This is a genomic window from Nonomuraea sp. bgisy101 (assembly GCF_057708945.1).
Genome location: NZ_JBYITD010000019.1, coordinates 1 through 18300, shown reverse-complemented (window position 1 = coordinate 18300; position 18300 = coordinate 1). Strand labels below are relative to the sequence as shown.

Below are 18300 nucleotides of genomic sequence, written 5' to 3'. Positions count from 1 at the left end.
GTCCTGGCCGGCGTCGAAGAACATGGAGCCGCCGGTATAGGCAGGGCAGACCGGTGGGGCATCCCTGACGCGGGAGCGCCATCGGCCCCCGAAGCGCGGTTCCTGGGTCTGCGTAGCGGCCGGGTACGGTAACGGGCGCCGGGTGGGGTAGCGGGGCGGTATGCCGACCAGGTCCGTCACGGCCGAGCGCGCAGGCGTGGCGCGCCGCTGGGGCCCGCGTCTGCTGGCCGCCCTGACCGGCGCGTGCCTGGCGTTCGCCTTCCCCGCCGTGAACGCCTGGTGGTGGGCGTGGTTCGGCCTCGTGCCGTTCCTGCTCCTGGTGGCCGGCGCGGGGACGTTCCGTGAGGCGGGGTGGCGGAGCTGGTGGGCGTCGGCGGGCTTCTTCGGGACGCTGCACCACTGGGTGCTGCCGTTCCTGGGCGTGTTCTGGCCGTTGGCGGTGCTGGTCATCGGGCTGGTGTGGGTGCCGTTCGGGCTGGTCGCGTACGGGCTGCTGCGGCGCGTCTCCCCGGCCAGGGCGGGGGTGGCGCTGCTGGTGCTGCCCTCGGTGTGGGTGGCCGTCGAGGCGCTGCGTTCGTGGCAGCACCTCGGCGGGGCGTGGGGGCTGCTCGGGTCGAGCCAGTGGCAGGTGCGGCCGGTGCTGGGGCTGGCCGCGCTCGGCGGGGTGTGGCTGCTCAGCTTCACTCTGGTCGCTGTCAACGCCGGGCTCGCGATCGCCGTGCTCCAGGACGCGGGCCTGCGGGCCCGGCTGGCCGGCGGGGGAGCCGCCGTGGCGCTGGCCGCGCTCGCCGTGTGCTCCGGGCTGGTACGGCCTGAGCCTGTCGTGACGGGTGTCATGCGCGTGGCGGGCGTGCAGCCGGGCCCGGTGCCCGGCCCGGAGCGGCGGGTGGCCGCGCACCTCCGGCTGACCGGCGAGCTCGCCGGCCATGATCCCGACGTCGTGGTCTGGGGCCAGAGCAGCGTCGCCCTCGACCCCGCCCGGCGTCCTGACGTGGACCGCCTGCTACGCCGGGCAGCCGCCGAGGTGGGTGCCGACCTGCTGGTGAACGTCGACGCTGCGGATTCCTCCGGCCGCATCGCCAAGTCTGCCTACCAGTACACGCCGAACGGAGTCGTGGACACGTACGTCAAGCAGCGGCTGGCCCCGTTCGGCGAGTACATCCCGCTGCGGCCGGTGCTCGGCTGGATAGCGGGGCATACCGAGGCGGCCGAGAAGGACCGGATCACCGGTGCGGGGCTGGCCGTTTTCGAGGTGGCAGACCGCCGGGTGGGGCCGCTGATCTCGTACGAGTCGACCTTTCCTGACCTGCGACGCGGCCTGGCCCGCAGGGGCGTAGACGTGACGATCACGCAGGGATCGCTCACGACGTTCCACGGGAGCTGGGCGCACGCGCAGCAGGCGAGCTTCGAGGCGCTGCGGGCGGTCGAGTCGGGACGGCCGGCGGTGCTGGTCGAGCTCGACGGCACCTCGGCGGCGTTCGACGCGCGCGGCGGGCGGCTGGCCTGGTTCCCGCCCGACTACCGCGGCGCGTTCGTGGTGAACGTGCCGCTGTCCGTCGAGGAGACGCCGTACGTGCGGCTGGGCGACTGGGTGCCCGCCCTGGCGGGCGGGATCGCGCTCGGCGCCGGGGCCGTAGCAGCCGCCCGGCGGACTCACCGGCGTCGACTTGTCGAAGCACATCGACGATGACCTCGGCGCGGTGTGCTTCAGCTTCCCGCCCCCTCCGCAGGCGGTGAACCTGGCCTGGGGCGAGCGATCCCTTCGGCCTTTGGCCGGCGGGCCGGGGCGGCAGCGGGGTGGACGATCGCCCACCAGATCGCTCATCTTGCTTCAGCTGACACGAACGTTCTCATCGCTCCACGGACCCCGGAGGCGTTCGACGCTGTGCTGAAGCAGGCGGAAGCCGCAGGCAGCCACTACGCTGATCTCGACGCCGCCGCGGGAGCAGCCAAACCGCGATCGGTACTGCTGGAACAATGGCGCGCTGGTCGAACCGAGGTGGCGGCGGAGCTACGTGACGTTTCGCTGGACGATGGGTTTCCGTGGTACGGCTCGCAGGTATGTGCATCCCTCCTCCCTTGTCGATTCCGCCGATGCGGCTCCCTTCTGCCGGGCTGTCCGCACGCCCTTCGATCGGCGTGCGGATGCCCCCGACGCATGGCCGGTCGCTACAGTCCGTACTCGTTTCGATGTCTCGTCTCATCGTTCGGTCTCGCGTCTATGTGCAGGCGCGCGTGAGACGGCGAGACAATGAGACGTTGAGACGATTACTCTTCGTCACCCATCACCGGGGCGTCGGTAGCCGTGGCCCGCCAGCGACCGCGGGAGACCTGTACGGCCATGCCTTGATCTTCGAGCTGGGTCAACCGGCGATACAGGGTGGGACGGCTCATGCCGGCCGCCTGCAGTAAATCGCCGATGCCGGCTCCCTCGCGTGGTGCATCCCTGAGAGCTGCGCTCAACGCGTCCTCTGCTGCCTGTGACGCGGCTTGGCGGGCATGTCTGCCCCTGGGTTGATGCGGATCTCCTGCGGTCTCTTCGCGCTCGCACGGGGGCTCGTGGAGGGCAGCGAGCGAGATCGCATCCAGGGCAGGACGGCGGTTAGCGTGCTGGATCGCTGCCTGCTGGACGGTGTCGTCGTTGAGGAGGTAGGTGCGGCCGCGGCGGGGGATGTCGAACTCCGGCGCGCTGAGCAGGAACTTGCCGGGCGCGTCCAGCTTGTCGGCGTGCCATCCGGCCTTGTGCATCCCCGCGCCCAGGATCAGGTCGGCGTCTCTGCGTTCCCGCACCCGGAAGCTGATGCGGATGTCCATCTGGGAGCGAACGGCGCTGTTGCCCATCGCCTTCTGCGAAGGGCGTTGGGTGGCGGCGATGAGGGTCTCGGCCACGGCGCGACCACGGCGGGCGATCGAGTCGGCGTAGCCGATCGCCTCAGGTGCGTCGTCGAGCAATTCGGCGTATTCGTCGATCAGGATGATCAGCGCCGGCGCGTCGGGGGCGGGATCCCACACGCGTAGCCCGCGCATGGCGAGCATGTCGGCGCGCCCGTCCAGCACTCTTACCGCGTCCCTGAGCAGCGCGGTTGCTTCCTTGGGCGTGACGGCGACGCGATCGAGGCAGGCTTGCCAGGGCAGCAGTTCCATTCCGCGCTTGAGGTCGATGCCCCACACGATCACGTCAGGGCAGGCCGACAGGTTGCCCATGAGGACGTTGACGGCGCCGCTCTTTCCGGCTCCCGCTACCCCGCCGACCAGGGCGTGACGGCGTTTGAAGGACACCCGAACGGGGCTGCCGTCTTCGAAGACGCCCAGCTCTATCGGGTCACCGATGGTGGAGACGGACGGTCCGGGCCAGGAGATGGCATCGGCGTGCGGGTCGGTTTCGATCACCCGTAGCTCCAGGCGGTTGGCCTTGTCGGGAACGGGTTGGATGCGGACGGCACCACGGCGGGTGCCCAGGGCGGACTCGATCCCTGGAATCCGAGCTATCGCGTCCTCTACGGTCTGACCTCGGGCAAGCGCGATGCGGGTCCGGTAGCCCCACAGGTCCACGATCGCCGATTGGATGCGGGATCCGGCCAGGCCGATGGCTTGGGAGATCTCCGGCCAGGCCGCGAGCGTGCGCTCGACGCGGACGCGAGCGCGCCGGCGACGGTGCGCCCACCAGGGGAGCGCCAGCACCAGGCAGCCCAGCGCCAGAACGGCAGGCAGCGGGTTGGAGAGCGGCCCCATGATGGTGGCGGCGGTCAGCCATCCGCCGAGGACAGCTGTGGTGATGGCGGCGTAGCCGCGTTCGATGGTGCGGGTCAGATTGACCCACCGTCCTGCGAGGGCCAGCGCGCCCGCCATGGTGGCGGTCACGAGGGCCACGGTGGGCCACCAGGCGGGATACCAGCGGTGGAGGACCATCCCCGCTGGGATGGACAGGAGTGCGATCGTGATCGGCGTGGCTTCGGAGCGGTAGCGCCACAGGAGCCGGGCGATACCTGACGTGATCAGTTCGGCGAACTCGACGTCGGAGACATCGGCGATGGGCTGGACGCCCAGACGGCGCATGCGGCGTGCCTTGCGCCGCATCTCATGACGGGAAACGCGGTGACGGCTCATCGAGCCTCACCCGCTCGCCGGCCGGCGGCGAGCTGCGCTGTCAGCTCGTCACGTAGGTAGAACAGCGGATCGTGCTCGCCATCGTGGTGTGCGGCCAGTGTGGCGCGTGCGGCGGCGATCAGGTTCGCGTGCTGGGCGCGCACGGCGTCGCGTGCGGCGCGAAGGGCGGTGATCTCGGTGGTGAGGATCGGTGTGTCGGCGAGCGTGGCGAACAGCTCGCGCCAAAGATCGTCGAGGCCGGGAGTGGTCCGGGTGAAGACTGCTAGCAGGTGTGATGCGGTCTGGTGTCGGTGGAGAACCTCCAGAAGATCGGATGGTGGATAGGGGTGGCGGTAGGGCACTGGGCATCCCTCCTTCGGTCGGTCGGACGAGGTCAGCGGCCGGTGATCCAGGCCAGAGCGGAACGGATCGCGCTCCAGATGTCGGGGGCGAGCGTGGTGGCGGCCAGGAGGAAGCCGAACAGCACGGCGATTACCGCGTGCCAGGCCCGCATTCTCAGGTAGCGCCACGCGATGAACAGCACAGCGCCCATGAGCAGTACCAAGGGCATCGTCACGGTCACGGATGTCTCACCTCCCTTCAGCGGGTGTGCGTGGGCCATGGTTTGAGGGCGACGGCGGGGGCTCTGCGGTACGGCATGGGGTGTTGACGTACAGCCCCATGAGCCGGCGGGTGAGCCGGGCAAGCGTCGTCGGCGGCTTGCCGTACTGCAGATGGGCGTCCTCGTGTCTCATCACGAGGGAAGCGATGAGGATGGTCAGAACGGTCACGACCAGGAGCGCGGCGGCGACTATGGCGACGGCTACGAACACGGGCCACTCCACTCCATGGCGAAGGGAGCCTTCCGTCGCCTCCACCGCCCCGCGCCCCGCACCTGCGGCACGAGCGGCTCCCGCGCGCCGTCTATCGAGGAGCGCGCCAACGGGGTCGATTTCGGCCCGCATCGACGCGTCTTCGGCCGGCGGCGGGAAGTACAGCGCGGTGACGTGTTCGTCCGAGACCGCGACGAGGCAGCCCCCGCCGGGAATCTCGCGGGCGAGGTCGCTGGGCTGCGCTCCGCCGTGCAGGAGCTGTCGGTACGGCTCGTACGGGTTGAGGAGCAGCTGTCTACGTCCACGACACGCCCCGCCCGACGTGGCAGCCGGTGACCCTGCGAGCCAGCACGCTTGAGCCGCTCTTCGGCGCGAAACCGAGGCTTATCGCCCTGTCCTCGCGGCGAATGCTCACGACGATCATCACGAAGCCGGCCAGTACGGCGAGCCCGAGAACCGCGGCGACTACGAGTGCGATCATGACCAGATCACCCCAGTCTTGGAGCTCTTGCGCGGGCCGCGCGGGGGACGGCGGGCCTGTCCGCGACGATTGCGCTTGCCCGCCTGCTTCCTGGCCCAGCGGTCACGGGCCAGGCACTTGAGGCAGCGGGCCTGTCCCTCGTCCAGGACCGCGCCGCACTCGCACGCGGGGACCGGGTAGATCTCGTTTGTCATGTGATCACCTCTCCTTTCGGTCGTGGTGGCCGGTGGTCAGGCGGATCACGCTGGTTCGAGGCGTGCGGAACGGCAGGCCCGGCATCGGCGCGGGGGGCACTGGCTGCACAGGGTTGAGGATCTTGACTGCCACGGTCTTCTGGGCGGCCTTGACGGTCGGGTCACCGTCCATGACCGCGACCTGCCAGGCCAGTTCACTGGTCAGCTTGTCGCGGGCCTGCACGAACCGGCCGTTGGTCGAGGCGTCGAAGTCCTTGACGGGCTCGACCTTGCCGACGATGTAGCAGCCGTGCGGGAAGACCATGGGGAAGGTGACGGGGATGGGGCCTTGCAGAGCCATGTGATGCCCTTCTTCAAGATGACTCGATGTTGAGTCGTCCACTTGTCCGATTAAGTTGAGAGTACGTGCAGCAACTCGTCCGGACAAGTGGTTAGGCTGCGCGCAGAGGTAAGACTTAGCTCACCTGGTAGACATCCTCAAGCTCGTGAACCGTACCGGGAAGGGCGATACCCGCCACGAGAAGCACCGCCCCGGCAGGGTCATGAACAGTAGCCAGCACGCCGAGAACAGGGTCGGTCGACCCCAGCACCCGAGCCTCTTCCTTCGTCGGCACCCGAGCCGTGACCCGTTCCGTCACATGATCGAATCGGACATGCTTGACGGCCTGGAGGTGGTGCCGGATACCCCGCCTCAGCGGTTGCGGGTTGCCGAGATCCGTACCGAGCGCGATCTCCAGCGGGAACCAGAAGGTTTCCACCGCCGTCACCAAGTCGCCCTGACGTGTCACCCGCTGGCGCGCGATCACGGGGGTTCGCTCCTCCACACCCAGGAGCCGAGCGATATGACGCGGGGCGGGAACGCGATCCACGCCCAAGACGCTGTCCGCCTCTTCCGCATCCTCCGTCGAGGCGAGGCCAGGCCGCACACGGTCGGCCGGAGCATCGGGGCGACCCTTCACGAACGAGCCGCGCCCGTGCTCACGCCCAATCCATCCCTGCATGGCCAACGTCTGAAGAGCCCGCACGACAGTCGTACGGCCGACGCCGAACTCCCTAACAAGCTGGGATTCGGAGGGAAGCATGTCGCCGGCCGCGTACTCGCCTCTGTCGATGCGCTCCTGAATAGCGGCCATCACCTGGGCGTACTTCGGTGGGGCGAACTCCATGCTCATCTCAACCGCCTGTTCGGTCTTCCACTTGTCTGCATAAGTACAGTAGCGGCTGAGAGTCGGCCTGTCAGGACGCCTTGAGGCAACGGACAGCTATCTCAAGCCGCCGCACAGCAGTTCTCGCCACCTCTCGCGTCCTTCACGTATCGACCAGGCATCGCTGTACGCGATCCCGTGGCCGTTGACGTACCGGCGAATGAAAAGCAGGCCACCTGCTGCGCACAACTCGTAGAAGGTTGAGCGGTGTTCGCAACAGGTCCATTCGATGACGCGCACGGTCTCGAAACGCCGTGCCATATACCACGTGAGCCGTTGATACCCGGATTGCAACGGCGGGAGGTGAACGGCCAGACAACCCGTTGAGCGCCTCATGGTCGAACGTCCAGAACGAGTTCCGCCAAGGCGTCCGAAAGCCCGTACTCACGCAAGTCGTTGTAGCGGAGAAGTACCCTTCGCGCCGCCCTGTCGGGGTCACTCGCAGGATGCCAGGCGTAGATCACACGGCGCCGTTCGGCATTCCATCCCGTTCGCCACCAGTAGCGGTGGCCATCGCACCAGACCACGAGCCCGACCCAGACCGATACCAGCGCCAGGCCGTAGCCGTCATGGACGTCTGCCAGTACTCCGCGTCCCGCGAGAGCCCTGCTGAGGATCTCGGCCGTAGTCCGTGGGTCGACCGGCCACATGCGCGGCGCGTTCATGCGGCCACCCGCTCGAAGCGCACCGAGCCCGCTGCGTCGAGGAAGGTCCGGAAGATGATCCGGGAGGAGTGGTCGTCGGCGACCGCGCCCACGTCGTACACCCGGTGACTGATCTGCCCCCACGCCCCCGAGGGAAGGTCGCGCATCGCGGTGCGCAGGGCATCCATGGCGGTCGCCTGGAAGGGGCTCGCGCCGCTGGCCTCCAGCCTGTCGCCGCTCTTCGTGTTGACGAAGACTTCCCACTCGAAGCGCTCGGACGGGGCGTCAGGGCCTTCGCAGTGGAGGCAGTTCTGTCGAACAGAGGTGGCCAAGCCGAAACGGGACGCCGCGACATGACCGCGCCGAGTGGCGATCTTCCAGCCGCGCCCGCTGCATTCGCTGCATCTAACTGGCTCTGTCATGTCGCACAGCATGAATATGCCAGCGATTCTTACCTATCCCACGGAGATATCCAACGAATGGATATAGAGTGCAAGCCGCACGCCAACGCACCACGTCGGGGGTCAACCGCTGGGAGGTTCGCATGCACCGGGACGCTTTCGATCCGATCCACATTCCCGCACCTGTATGGGATCGCGACGAAAGCAGAATAATTCTCAGAAATCGCGATATTTCGGGCCTGTTCAAAATAGCTGTCAAGCACGCCGGAGCCAGTCAGGTACGCATCAGCGCGGCGACCGGCCTCAGCCAACCTCGAATCAGTTCCATTCTGCGAGGACAAGCAGGACCGATTACCGACCTGACCGTCTTCGAGCGCATCGCCACCGGGCTTGGCCTGCCCGATCACGCACGGATGCTGCTGGGCCTCGCACCACTCGACATCGCCTCTCCCACGGGCGATGTCGACGACGAGCACCAGGAGCAGTCCGCCGAGCTGATCGCCCGCTTAGACGCCTCAGCGGCCATAGACCCGACGATGGTCATGATCCTCAGCACCGACACCAACAACCTTCGGCTGCTGGACCGTCGACTCGGTGGCGTCGCCATCGCCGACAAGATGCGGGCGCAGATGTCCCAGATCGAACGCGCCCACAGCCACGCCGTACGGCCGGGCATCCGCGCCCAACTCGCGCACCTCCTCGCCGAGACCGCCTCACTGGCCGGATGGCAGGCGATCAACAGCCTTGCCCTCAACGACGCCTGGAACCACTACGAACGCGCCAAGGCCGCCGCAGCGCAAGCCGAAGACCCTGCTGTGCTGGCGTACGTCTCCGGTGAGCAGGCGTACGTCTTGATGGAGCTCGGCCGACCTGGAGAGGCCACCGAACTTCTCCAGCACGTACACGCGGTCAACGGTGGCCACCTGCCGGCACGCCTACGCACGTGGTTGTCAGCTGCCGAAGCCGAAGCCGCCGCCGTACTCGGCGACGAAACCACCTGTCGCCGCGCTCTCGACGAGGCGGCCAGCACCCTGCCCGCGGGTGACCTTGACCCGGACATGCCCTATTTGTCGATCAACAGCCACCATCTCGGGCGATGGCGCGGCAACTGCCTCGTTCGATTCGGCGACCCCGGCACCGTCGAGGATCTGCGCTCAGCACTTGCCGGAATGGACGGCACCTACAACCGCGCCGAGTCCGGCGTCCGATGCGACCTGGGACACGCCCTCCTGGCAGCAGGACAAGCAGACGCAGCCCAACCGCACGTCCATCGAGCGCAGCAGCTCGCCACCATGACCGGAAGCCGCCGGCAGCGACGGCGGATCAACGAGCTGGCGGCAGCGGTCAACCGCGCCCTTGGCCGTTGAGCCTTTCGCGAGCGTGAAGCAGACCGATCAGGGTGCCCGACGTCCAGATGTCACCGCGGGCGATCATCTCAGGGATCTCCGACATCGGAACCCACTCGATCCGATCGGCCTCCACCTCCCCCTCCGGACTGCCCACCTTCTCGGCACCCCGCATCAGGTACAGGCTGTGCTCGGAATCGACCATGCCCGCCATCGGCTGATAGGTCACCAGGTGCTCCACACTGAGCGGCCTGTACCCGGTCTCTTCCTCAACCTCGCGGGCAGCCGTCGTCATAGGGTCCTCGCCGGCGTCCACCAGGCCGCCAGGCAGCTCCCAGCCCCAACGGTCGAACACGAAGCGGTGCCGCCACATCAGCAGCACGCGGTCATCCTCGTCGACCACGACAGCGATGGCCGCCCGGTCAAGGTGAACAACGTGATGCTCGAACCGCTCACCACCGGGGATCTCCACGTCGGCCATGCCCAGCCGAATCCACCGGTTGTCATAGATCAGGCGTTCACCGTGCACGATCCAGCGCGTCAGCTCAGCGTCGTCAGCCACATCGGCGAAGCTACCGTCACCGACGCCTGCCGTACACGGGCTTCACGGCTACACCATAGATCGTTGCCGAATAGCGCTCACATGGATCAGGGGTGGCGCGGAGCGCTGCCTCCCGGCCCTTCCGGCGCTGAGATGATCGCCAAGGGCCCGCCTCTCGCATCCCCGTAGCCCGACCACTTGCCCCCTGTAACCCTCTTGGTGCTCACGGCTATTTCTTCTGTGTGGCCTGTCGTCTTCACCCACGAGGAGCGCTCATGGCGGAGTACCGGTTCAATTCTCCCCCCGGTTGGCCGGTCCCGCCCCGCGGCTGGAAGCCTCCAGCGGGATGGCAGCCGGATCCGTCGTGGCCCCCGGCTCCCGCGGGGTGGGACTTCTGGGTCCCCGAGGACGCGCCCGTGGTATCGACGCTGGGCGCACGGCAGTCGGAGCGGAAGGGCAGTGGGCTGTTCGGCGGCAAGAAGAGATTGGAAGAGGAGAACGCTGCGCTACGCCAATGGGTGGAACGACTGGGCGGTATGGACGCCATGCGCATCGCGGCGATGACCGAGGAATTGCACGTAGAGCACAGGGGACTGCAAACCGCCATCGACGACGCGACCAGGCGGTTGAACGAAACAGCGCAGCGGATCGTGCAGACGGAGGAGACCGCCCTGCTGCAGGAGGTAGGCGTCTACGAGTACCGGCATCCACTGAGCGACGCGGTGGCCTACAAGGAAAAGCTCACTGAGGTAAAGACGCGCATCAAGGTGATGGCCAGAGAAGGGCGGGCCGTCGTCGGCGCGACCAATTGGCAGGTGAACGGGTCCGTGTCCGAGGGACGCAAAATGGTGCGCGATTTCTCCAAGCTGATGCTGCGGGCCTACAACGCCGAAGCGGACAACTGCGTACGGACCATGCGTCCGTACAAGCTGCAGTCGGCGATCGACCGGCTGGAGAAGGCGGTGGACACGATCGTCAAGCTGGGTCGGACGATGAACATCCACGTCGATCCCGGCTATCACCGTACGCGGATCTCCGAATTGGAGCTGACCGCCGACTACTTGGCCAAGCAAGAAGAGGAGAAGGAACTCGTCCGGGCGCAGCGCGAGCAGCAGCGTGAGGAAGAGGCCGCACGCCGCGAGTTCGAGCGCGAGAAGGCGCGTCTGCGCAAGGAGGAGGCCCACTACCGGTCTGCCCTGGCCAAGCTGCTGCAGAACGGCGCCGCATCCGCCGAGAGTGTGGACGAGCTGAAGGCCAAGTTGGAAGAGATCGGCGCGGCAGTCTCCGACGTCGAGGCACGCGAAGCGAACATCAGAGCCGGGTACGTCTACGTCATCTCCAACATCGGGGCGTTCGGAGAGAACGTAGTGAAGATCGGCATGACCCGCCGGCTGGAACCGGAGGACCGCGTGCGCGAACTAGGCGATGCGTCAGTCCCGTTCCGGTTCGACACGCATGCGCTGATCTTCAGCGAAGACGCCGTGGGGCTGGAGGCGCGATTGCACACGGAGCTGAATGACCGGCGGCTCAACAAGGTGAACCTACGGCGAGAGTTCTTCCACGCCACTCCGGCGGAGGTACGGGACCTGTTGCAGAAGATTGCTGGTCAGCACCTCCTGGAATACCGCGATACGCCCGAAGCTCTGGAGTGGCGGCAGTCGGCTGGGGCGACTGAACCGGCCTAGCTTCGCGATCCGTTAGCGGATGGGATGGCTGTTCACCCGCTCGCGGACTGCCGAATTGCTCATATAGAGATCAAGGGCGGCGCAAGCGCCGCCACGCGGCCTGAGGGCCGTTCTCGCGCGCGCCCGCGCCCGCGCTCGGGCCGCGGTCGCAGGGAGTCCGAATGTTCTACGATCGCAACATGCGGCCCGCCCTCCATCACGATGACGGCTACGAGAACATGACCATGCGAGAGCTGCAAGCGCTTGGAGAATCCCGTGGTTACCCGGATCTCGACAGCCCGAAGCTCAAGGCGGATCTAATCAGGCAGATCCGCGAACTTGACAGGCGCCAGGCCGCAGGAGAGCCGCTGGACAACGTTGAAAACAGCTGGTTCAAGGCTAGGAAGTCGCTCCAACAGTTGAAGGACGACGGCAAGGCCGCGGCCCTTCGAGCAGCACACGATGAGATCGCCGCACTCCTCGAGGTCAATGGCAAGTCGTCTGAGTACCACGCAGGGATCCGGGACGCGCTGATCGTTCTACTGCACCATGAACTAGATGCCTCCGGCGGGGGCGCTCCGGCTCCGGGATGATCGCCGCGCGGGCCTGAGTTTGGTAAGTGGCTGAGGTGGAAGCCTGATCATCCCGCCCGCCATCGACCCGGGACAAGCCGAGCAGACCAGGGGCCGCTTCCCCTTCGGGCGGGTCGACGGCAGACAGTGATGATGTAGATGAGCGCCTCCCGGTGGGGTCTGACCCGACGGCAGACCGACCCTGGGTCCTCAACCCGATCTGTCGGCCCCGGCCGGGAGGCGTTCGTGTGCACTCACCGGACGTGGCGGGGTGACCTCATAGGAGCATCGGGATGATCAGGGCGCAGGATGCGCGCGTCGCGCGAGAAACACCAGGTCGCAGGCTGATCGCCGTGTAATTAGCGTCCAATTAGACAAGGTAACGAGGGGCCAACCACGGTCACGCACGACCAGGCTTCCGCCCAGCTCAGAGCCCTCACGTGCCGCGATCCTTGCAGTTCCCAAGCTGACAGCGAGGTTTCGATCCCCGTCGCCGGCTCCATCATCGACTGGAGATCGCTGCCCCCAGCCTGGGAGATTTTGGATCGAGGATCACCGCACCGCTGAACCTGCCGGCGAGGAGCGGAGGGATGTCATTGCCAACCATATGGAGGACCACCATGCCACTGATCCTGCTGGCGAGAGCGAGAGCTGCAGGGACGGCATTGTCAACTATGTCGTCCCCGGCAGGGTCGATACCCAGCATGTGTAGGTGACCGTTCAACCTATCGGGTCGCTTCCTTGGCGATCGAAGGGGCGAGACGGCGCGAAGCTGACTACCACCTGCCCGTCCACTGCGTAGATGAAGCGGTCGTGTGCGCCGCCATCACGTTGTACGGCGATGGCCTCGCCCTCGCCGATGGACAGGGCTTCGACGAACTCGCGTCGGCTTCCTCGCCGGCCTTTGCACTCAGCAATGGCCCAATCCCCAACACGGGCAACCCTGATGATCTCTTCAGGACTCTCCGCTCCCTGATGTCCGGCGATCTCTTCATCGAAGATGAGCCGGACGTCCTGCTCTCCGACACCAAGGCGCTGGAGGACCTCCACCTCGTCGAGTCCACGGACGAAGGTGATCGCGTAGACCGGGCCGAGCGGTCCGTCATCAGACCAGTCGTAAACATCGGGGCCGACTCCCGAGTCTTGCGGGAAGGCGTGGATGACCTCGAACACCCCGGGATTCGCCGCGAGGTAGGCCTCGCGGATGCGATAGGGGATCATGACCCTCTCGCCGATCCTGTGGCCGTTGGCCTCGGCCCATTCTCGGATGCCGGGAGTTCCGGGAGGGCGGACAAGGCGAGTCATTCGCATCGAGCGAAACGAGGAGTCCGGCATGCTTCGACAATCTACTCATGATCCCGAACTCGTGAGAGAACGCCTGCAGGATTCGAACGTGCGGCCGTCGGATTAGAAGAAAGATCGTTTGCTGATTCGTCGTGTCAGTTAATGTCTGTCCGTCCCGTGCTGGGTCGATTTCAGTGTCCGGCCGTGCTGTGAACTGTCGGCGCGTTCCGGGACGGACGAGCACGGACCGAGCACGGCTGACCCGCCGGTGTCGCATCACGCGTCCGGGTCACTGATGTGTTCGAGCCACATGGCCGACGCCGTGAAGTACCAGGTCAGCTCTGTGCGATGAGTTTTGATGCGGTACAGGCGGATCGAACGCCGGAGGGTGCTCGGCGGGCTGATCAACGAGTACCACCGAGCCGCGTAGCCGCTCCGGAGAACGCCCAGCTCAAGCCCTACGCGATGGATTTTGAAGCGGTACAGGTGATTCTGGACAGAGATGTGGTCCGTGGCGAGCCGTCCGATCTCAGGAGGAGGGCCAGTGCCCAGTCCTGGTCGTTCGCCAGCGGGTCGGCTCGGTGCGCCGGTCGGCCGTCGACGCAACTGGGCATGATGAACGCGCAGGTGGCATTGCCGTCGACGCTGAAGTCGACGAGGTTCGCGGCGAAGATCGCGTCCGCTGTGCGATGGGTCTCTTCGGTCGTCAGCTCGTCAGGCAACTGCCGCAGCGCGACGGCGGTGAGGACACTCCAGTAGTGCGGAAAGGTGTCGCCCCATTGCCGGTCGATGCCGAACCAGTAGCCGTCCCAATGGCGAATGCCGATGTCTCGCAGCCGCACGTGCGGCTGCGGACCACCGAAGGCTCGCAGCCATCGAACAGCTGTGCGCAGGGCCGCGAGGAAGGAGTCGTCGGGCTGGAGCGTGTGTGCGATCGCAAACAGGCTGACGAGCGGCGCGACCATCGATTGTTCGTAGGTGACCTCGTGTGCCGGCAGGTCTGTCCCCAGGTCGACGAACCGCCGAGCGTGCCCGATCAAGGCCTTTCGCAGTGAGGCCGCACGTTCCAGGTCGCCCACCCCTGCCAGAGCCGCCGCCACCGCGTCAACGGCCTCCGCGTGCCCGATCGAGAGGTGATCGGATACCCCCAGCGCGTAGCTGGCCTCCAGCAACGATGCCGCCAAATCCAGATCGGCCGCGTCCCCGTAGAGGTCGAACTGCGTCTGGAAGAAGTGCGCCAGCCACGGGGTGTTGTAGAGCCGGAGCGGCTCCGTGCCCAGTCCGGCACTTCGTCCCACCGAGCCGTCCGGGCGCACGAGACGCCGGCGGGCGAAGCCGGCGAACCCGTGCACTGCGTCATCGATCTCCAGCTGGTCGCCCCAACCTCGAAGCCGGGCTTGCTGGAGAAGAACGGCCATGCCGACCCGCTCGCCCCCGTGGCCCCAGTCCGGCCAGGCGTTCTCGGTCTGTCGCAGCCCGGTGCGGGTATCGACCGGAACGAACGCGTACCGATCCGGCTCGGGTCGCTCGTCCGCACGGTGCTCGCGCAGAATTCGCTTGATCCGAGCCTCGACCAGGTCGCGTATCGGTGCCAGGAAGGCGACCTCTGTCCGGCTCCGCCGCCCGTCGCGCTCGAGATCGATGTACCTGACACCGTGACGAGTGGCGACAACCCTGTCCCCGGCGACACCGTTCCCGGGGACGAGCTTCACTCCGTCGGCGAGCTCCACACGCAAAGCGTCGCCGGCTGGTGCGGTCAATGTCGGCAGTTTCGCTGGCGCGTCCGTCTCGGCGAGGAAGGCCTCACGACTGTCGTACCAGCCGATTTCCCAGGTCAGCGTGTACCCTTCGGCGGGTGCCAGCGTCAAGGTCGGCTGTCCGCCGAAGGAGTCCGGACTCCGCGCATGGTCAGTGGGATGAACCAGGAGGTGTCCCCGGGCATCCGAGGACGTATGCCTGTTGCGGGACTCCACCGAGTACGCCCACAGACTGCCTTCTCGCACGATCACGCCAAGCAGGGGCGCCATCCCCGACATCGGCTCGGCAAGCAGCCATGACCACGCACCTCCGGTGAACACGTGCGCATGACAGCTACGCGCCAGGGCGTTCACTGCCCCGTCGTAGAGGTCGCGGATCGGCGTGTTGATGGCCAGCCCTGTGATGGCGATCTCGTGGTCGCCGGTGTTCGTCCACGTGTAGGTCTCGGTGAAATGCCCGTTGGTCGCCCGCCGGGTGACTTCCAGCTCGAGCCAGGGAAGCGGGCGGTGCCGAGTTGTCACACCGTCGACACGCCAGTCGAGGTCTACCGGGGAGGCCCAGCGGCCAGATCCCTCCGGAGTGATCAGGAAGCCGGATCCCCAGTAATGGTCGGGGTCGTGCCACGTGTCCAGTGCCTCGTCCAGCAGATAGACCCGGTCAGGGTCGGCGGTGTGCTCGAACGACACCGGCGCGCCGTCCTGTCCCAGGACGACGCTTCCCTCACCGAACTCGAACCTGCGCGTCACGTTCAACCCCAATCAGCCGCTGTCGATACGTATCGAATGAGGAGAACTGCATCACTTCGGAGCAGGATGACGCAAGGGGAACTTTTGGCGGCTACGGCAGTGCCGGCGTCTCGACGTTCGCTTCAACAGGCACGTCGGCGACCCGGCACGCGGTCAGGGTCTCAGGAGAACACCGTGGTACTGGCACGCCGCGTGAGACCGCGCGGCCCGACGATGTGTCGGCCCTCACTGCCCGAGACAACGCCGTCCAACTGGTCGAAGAGGACCGACATCGCCAGCCTGACTGTATCGCGGGGCTCGGGCGAGACGTTGGTGACGGGAACGCTGTAACTCAGCGCGACGTTGTCGGTGCACAGACCGACCAGCGAAAAGTCCCGCCCTGGAACCAGACGGTGGACGGCGGAGACTTGGAAGGCCCAGCCGACGACCTTCGGTGTCCGAGCGATGAGCCCCAAGCGGTCGCCCGACCGCCGGAACACCCGTTCGGCCACTTCACTGAACCCTGTCCAGCCCGGGTGCCGCGGATGCACCAGCTCCAGATCGAGACCGCGGGCGTCGGCGGCGCTCCCCAACCCGGCGCGGAACTCGTTGATGAAGTGATACTCCGTCTCGCCCCCCGGCGCTTCGTTGATGAAGACCGCGTGACGATGCCCAGTGTCGGCGAGCTCGGCCACCAGAAGTTCGCCGGCCCGACGGTGGTCGAAATCGACCCAGTTCAGCCCATGACTGTCCTGCGGTGTGCCAATGAGCACAACCGGCACTCCGAGACTCGCCGCGACAGGAACCCGATCGTCGTGTCGGCGGATGTCCATCAGGATCATGCCGTCGCAGATCGAGCGCTTGGCCAAGCGGGTCAATCTGTCCGGCCCTGCCTCCGCAGTGACTAGCACGACTTCGATGTCGCGCTTGCCGGCCTCCTCGACGACCGCGTCGACGTAAGGAATCGTGTCCGCCCCATCGACCTCCTCCGACATCCGCACCACGAGCGCGATGACGTTCGAGCGACGCTCACGGAGCGCCCGGGCTCCCGCGTTGGGCTCGTACGTCAGGCGAGCGATCGCGTCCTCGACGCGTTTCCGCGTCTCTGGCGAGATGGAGCGTTTGCCGCTCATCACATAGGAGACCGTGCTCTGCGACACCCCCGCGAGTGCGGCGACATCCTTGCTGGTCGGCAAGGACCGGTTTCCCCGACGGCTCATGGTCGAAAGCGTAACTTGCAGCTCTGCGCCGCGCACCCACACTAATCGATACGTATCGACGAGCGGTGCCCATCGCGCGCACGCCGGGTGGCGCGCTCGATCATCGCCAGGATGTAGCCGGGCTCGCTGAGCTGGATGCCAGCGTCGAGGCCGTGTCCGGTGCCAGAACTGATGCAGGCGGTCTGACCTGGTCTTCTAGGCTTGGTTCTCGTGCTGTTTCGACTTCTGTATCCGCTGGTGGTCAGGGTGTTCGGCTGGTCGGTGCTGCTCACTCGGGGCTGTGCTTCCAAAGAGGTGGAGATCTTGGTGTTGCGGCATGAGGTCGCGGTGCTGCGTCGCCAGGTCGCCCGGCCCAGGCCGAACTGGGCCGATCAAGCGCTGCTGGCCGCGCTGGCTAGGCGGTTACCTGCTCGCCTTCGACTGCATCGCATTGTGACGCCTGGCACGCTGCTGGCCTGGCATCGCGGGTTGGTCAAGAAGAAGTGGACCTACCCTGTCAAGCAGGGCCGGCCCTCAATCGCCGAAGAGATCCGCGTCTGATCGTCCGGTTGGCGCGGGAGAATCCACGATGGGGGCATCGACGGATCCAGGGGGAGCTCCTCGGCCTTGGATGCAGCGTGGGAGAGGGGACGGTCCGACGGGTGCTGGTAGCGGCGGGGTTTGGTCCCGCGCCGCGCCGGACTTCACCGACCTGGCGCCAGTTCCTCAGCTCTCAAGCCTCCGGCATCCTGGCATGCGACTTTCTCCACGTCGATACGGTGTTCCTCAAGCGTCTGTATGTGTTGTTCGTCATGGATATCGAAACGCGGCGCGTGCATATCCTCGGTGTCACGGCTCATCCGACCGGTGCCTGGACGGCGCAGCAGGCGCGCAATCTGCTGATAGAACTGGGCGAGCGAGCCGACGGGTTCCGGTTCCTGATCCGGGACAGGGATGGCAAGTTTGGCAGAGGATTTGACGAGGTGCTCGCCGGCGCGGACGTGCACGTCCTCAAGATTCCGCCGCGCTCGCCACGGGCGAACGCGTTCGCCGAGCGGTTCGTCGGCACGCTCCGGCGTGAATGCCTCGATCACCTTCTGGTTTACGGTGTGCGGCACCTGCGACAGGTCCTGGCCGAGTACGAGCGCCACTACAACCAGCACCGGCCGCATCAGGCACTGTCACTACGCCAACCCATTCATGATCCGGCCGAGGTGGTCGATCTCGCGGCTCGAATAGAGGGACGAAGCGCCGTCTGCGGTCTGATCCGTGAGTATCGCAGAGCCGCTTGACGACGTGCGAAACCGCAGGCCAGCGCTACGAGCGAGTTTTGGCACCGGACTGGGAAGTTTCCCACCCTCATCAAT

The 18300-nt window shown here is 66.6% G+C and carries 20 protein-coding genes; 7 read left to right on the top strand and 13 right to left on the bottom strand.

The window, feature by feature from the left end:
- Positions 1 to 160 precede the first annotated feature (160 nt).
- Both lnt and AC3EO4_RS31475 read left to right on the top strand, forming a co-directional pair.
- Positions 161 to 1690 (top strand): apolipoprotein N-acyltransferase, encoded by a 1530-nt coding sequence (gene lnt / locus AC3EO4_RS31480; RefSeq protein WP_431898930.1) that lies wholly within the window; start codon positions 161 to 163, stop codon positions 1688 to 1690.
- Positions 1691 to 1702: 12 nt separating this feature from the next.
- A complete protein-coding gene (locus AC3EO4_RS31475) occupies positions 1703 to 2239 on the top strand; it encodes a maleylpyruvate isomerase N-terminal domain-containing protein (protein WP_431898928.1) in 537 nt (178 codons plus the stop codon).
- A gap of 29 nt (positions 2240 to 2268) precedes the next feature.
- Here AC3EO4_RS31475 and AC3EO4_RS31470 read toward each other — a convergent pair whose 3' ends face one another.
- From AC3EO4_RS31470 to AC3EO4_RS31430, 9 genes are all read right to left on the bottom strand, one after another.
- On the bottom strand, positions 2269 to 3849 hold the full coding sequence (locus tag AC3EO4_RS31470; protein WP_431898927.1) for a helix-turn-helix domain-containing protein: 1581 nt from the start codon (positions 3847 to 3849) through the stop codon (positions 2269 to 2271).
- A gap of 254 nt (positions 3850 to 4103) precedes the next feature.
- Positions 4104 to 4448 (bottom strand): hypothetical protein, encoded by a 345-nt coding sequence (locus tag AC3EO4_RS31465; protein ID WP_431898925.1) that lies wholly within the window; start codon positions 4446 to 4448, stop codon positions 4104 to 4106.
- A gap of 32 nt (positions 4449 to 4480) precedes the next feature.
- The gene (locus AC3EO4_RS31460; RefSeq protein WP_431898924.1) at positions 4481 to 4669 is read right to left on the bottom strand and encodes a hypothetical protein; all 189 of its coding nucleotides are present in this window, start codon (positions 4667 to 4669) and stop codon (positions 4481 to 4483) included.
- Between the two features lie 7 nt (positions 4670 to 4676).
- Complete coding sequence (locus AC3EO4_RS31455) at positions 4677 to 4919, bottom strand: hypothetical protein (protein ID WP_431898923.1); 243 nt, start codon at positions 4917 to 4919, stop codon at positions 4677 to 4679.
- Positions 4920 to 5214: 295 nt separating this feature from the next.
- Positions 5215 to 5400, bottom strand: coding sequence for a hypothetical protein (locus AC3EO4_RS31450; protein ID WP_431898921.1), 186 nt, complete (start codon positions 5398 to 5400; stop codon positions 5215 to 5217).
- Positions 5397 to 5594 (bottom strand): hypothetical protein, encoded by a 198-nt coding sequence (locus AC3EO4_RS31445; RefSeq protein WP_431898919.1) that lies wholly within the window; start codon positions 5592 to 5594, stop codon positions 5397 to 5399. Before AC3EO4_RS31445 ends, AC3EO4_RS31450 begins: the two co-directional genes overlap by 4 nt.
- Before the next feature lie 4 nt (positions 5595 to 5598).
- Complete coding sequence (locus AC3EO4_RS31440) at positions 5599 to 5934, bottom strand: hypothetical protein (RefSeq protein ID WP_431898918.1); 336 nt, start codon at positions 5932 to 5934, stop codon at positions 5599 to 5601.
- Positions 5935 to 6049: 115 nt separating this feature from the next.
- Positions 6050 to 6766 carry a GntR family transcriptional regulator gene (locus tag AC3EO4_RS31435; protein ID WP_431898917.1) on the bottom strand — a complete coding sequence of 239 codons (717 nt, stop codon included), beginning with the start codon at positions 6764 to 6766 and terminating at the stop codon, positions 6050 to 6052.
- A 694-nt stretch (positions 6767 to 7460) separates the two neighbouring features.
- Entirely contained in the window at positions 7461 to 7775 is a 315-nt protein-coding gene (locus tag AC3EO4_RS31430) for a hypothetical protein (RefSeq protein ID WP_431898915.1), read from the bottom strand.
- A 212-nt stretch (positions 7776 to 7987) separates the two neighbouring features.
- Between AC3EO4_RS31430 and AC3EO4_RS31425 the strand changes: the two genes are divergently transcribed.
- Positions 7988 to 9211, top strand: coding sequence for an NsdA family TPR-like regulatory protein (locus tag AC3EO4_RS31425; RefSeq protein ID WP_431898914.1), 1224 nt, complete (start codon positions 7988 to 7990; stop codon positions 9209 to 9211).
- Here AC3EO4_RS31425 and AC3EO4_RS31420 read toward each other — a convergent pair.
- Entirely contained in the window at positions 9189 to 9719 is a 531-nt protein-coding gene (locus tag AC3EO4_RS31420) for an NUDIX hydrolase (protein WP_431899158.1), read from the bottom strand. The genes AC3EO4_RS31425 and AC3EO4_RS31420 overlap by 23 nt on opposite strands.
- Before the next feature lie 428 nt (positions 9720 to 10147).
- Between AC3EO4_RS31420 and AC3EO4_RS31415 the strand changes: the two genes are divergently transcribed.
- Together AC3EO4_RS31415 and AC3EO4_RS31410 are read left to right on the top strand one after the other, a co-directional pair.
- A complete protein-coding gene (locus AC3EO4_RS31415; RefSeq protein WP_431898912.1) occupies positions 10148 to 11416 on the top strand; it encodes an SNIPE associated domain-containing protein in 1269 nt (422 codons plus the stop codon).
- Between the two features lie 161 nt (positions 11417 to 11577).
- Positions 11578 to 11988: a hypothetical protein gene (locus AC3EO4_RS31410; RefSeq protein WP_431898910.1), complete on the top strand. Its 411-nt coding sequence runs from the start codon at positions 11578 to 11580 to the stop codon at positions 11986 to 11988.
- Between the two features lie 699 nt (positions 11989 to 12687).
- Here the strand turns inward: AC3EO4_RS31410 and AC3EO4_RS31405 are convergent.
- The 3 genes from AC3EO4_RS31405 to AC3EO4_RS31395 form a co-directional block, all read right to left on the bottom strand.
- The gene (locus AC3EO4_RS31405) at positions 12688 to 13272 is read right to left on the bottom strand and encodes a DUF6461 domain-containing protein (RefSeq protein ID WP_431899157.1); all 585 of its coding nucleotides are present in this window, start codon (positions 13270 to 13272) and stop codon (positions 12688 to 12690) included.
- A 437-nt stretch (positions 13273 to 13709) separates the two neighbouring features.
- A complete protein-coding gene (locus tag AC3EO4_RS31400; RefSeq protein ID WP_431898909.1) occupies positions 13710 to 15755 on the bottom strand; it encodes a hypothetical protein in 2046 nt (681 codons plus the stop codon).
- Positions 15756 to 15916: 161 nt separating this feature from the next.
- On the bottom strand, positions 15917 to 16954 hold the full coding sequence (locus AC3EO4_RS31395) for a LacI family DNA-binding transcriptional regulator (RefSeq protein WP_431898908.1): 1038 nt from the start codon (positions 16952 to 16954) through the stop codon (positions 15917 to 15919).
- Between the two features lie 210 nt (positions 16955 to 17164).
- On the opposite strand from AC3EO4_RS31395, the gene AC3EO4_RS31390 reads away from it, so the two are divergent.
- Together AC3EO4_RS31390 and AC3EO4_RS31385 are read left to right on the top strand one after the other, a co-directional pair.
- Positions 17165 to 17494: a hypothetical protein gene (locus AC3EO4_RS31390; RefSeq protein ID WP_431898907.1), complete on the top strand. Its 330-nt coding sequence runs from the start codon at positions 17165 to 17167 to the stop codon at positions 17492 to 17494.
- A 101-nt stretch (positions 17495 to 17595) separates the two neighbouring features.
- Complete coding sequence (locus AC3EO4_RS31385; RefSeq protein ID WP_431898906.1) at positions 17596 to 18225, top strand: integrase core domain-containing protein; 630 nt, start codon at positions 17596 to 17598, stop codon at positions 18223 to 18225.
- Positions 18226 to 18300: the final 75 nt, after the last annotated feature.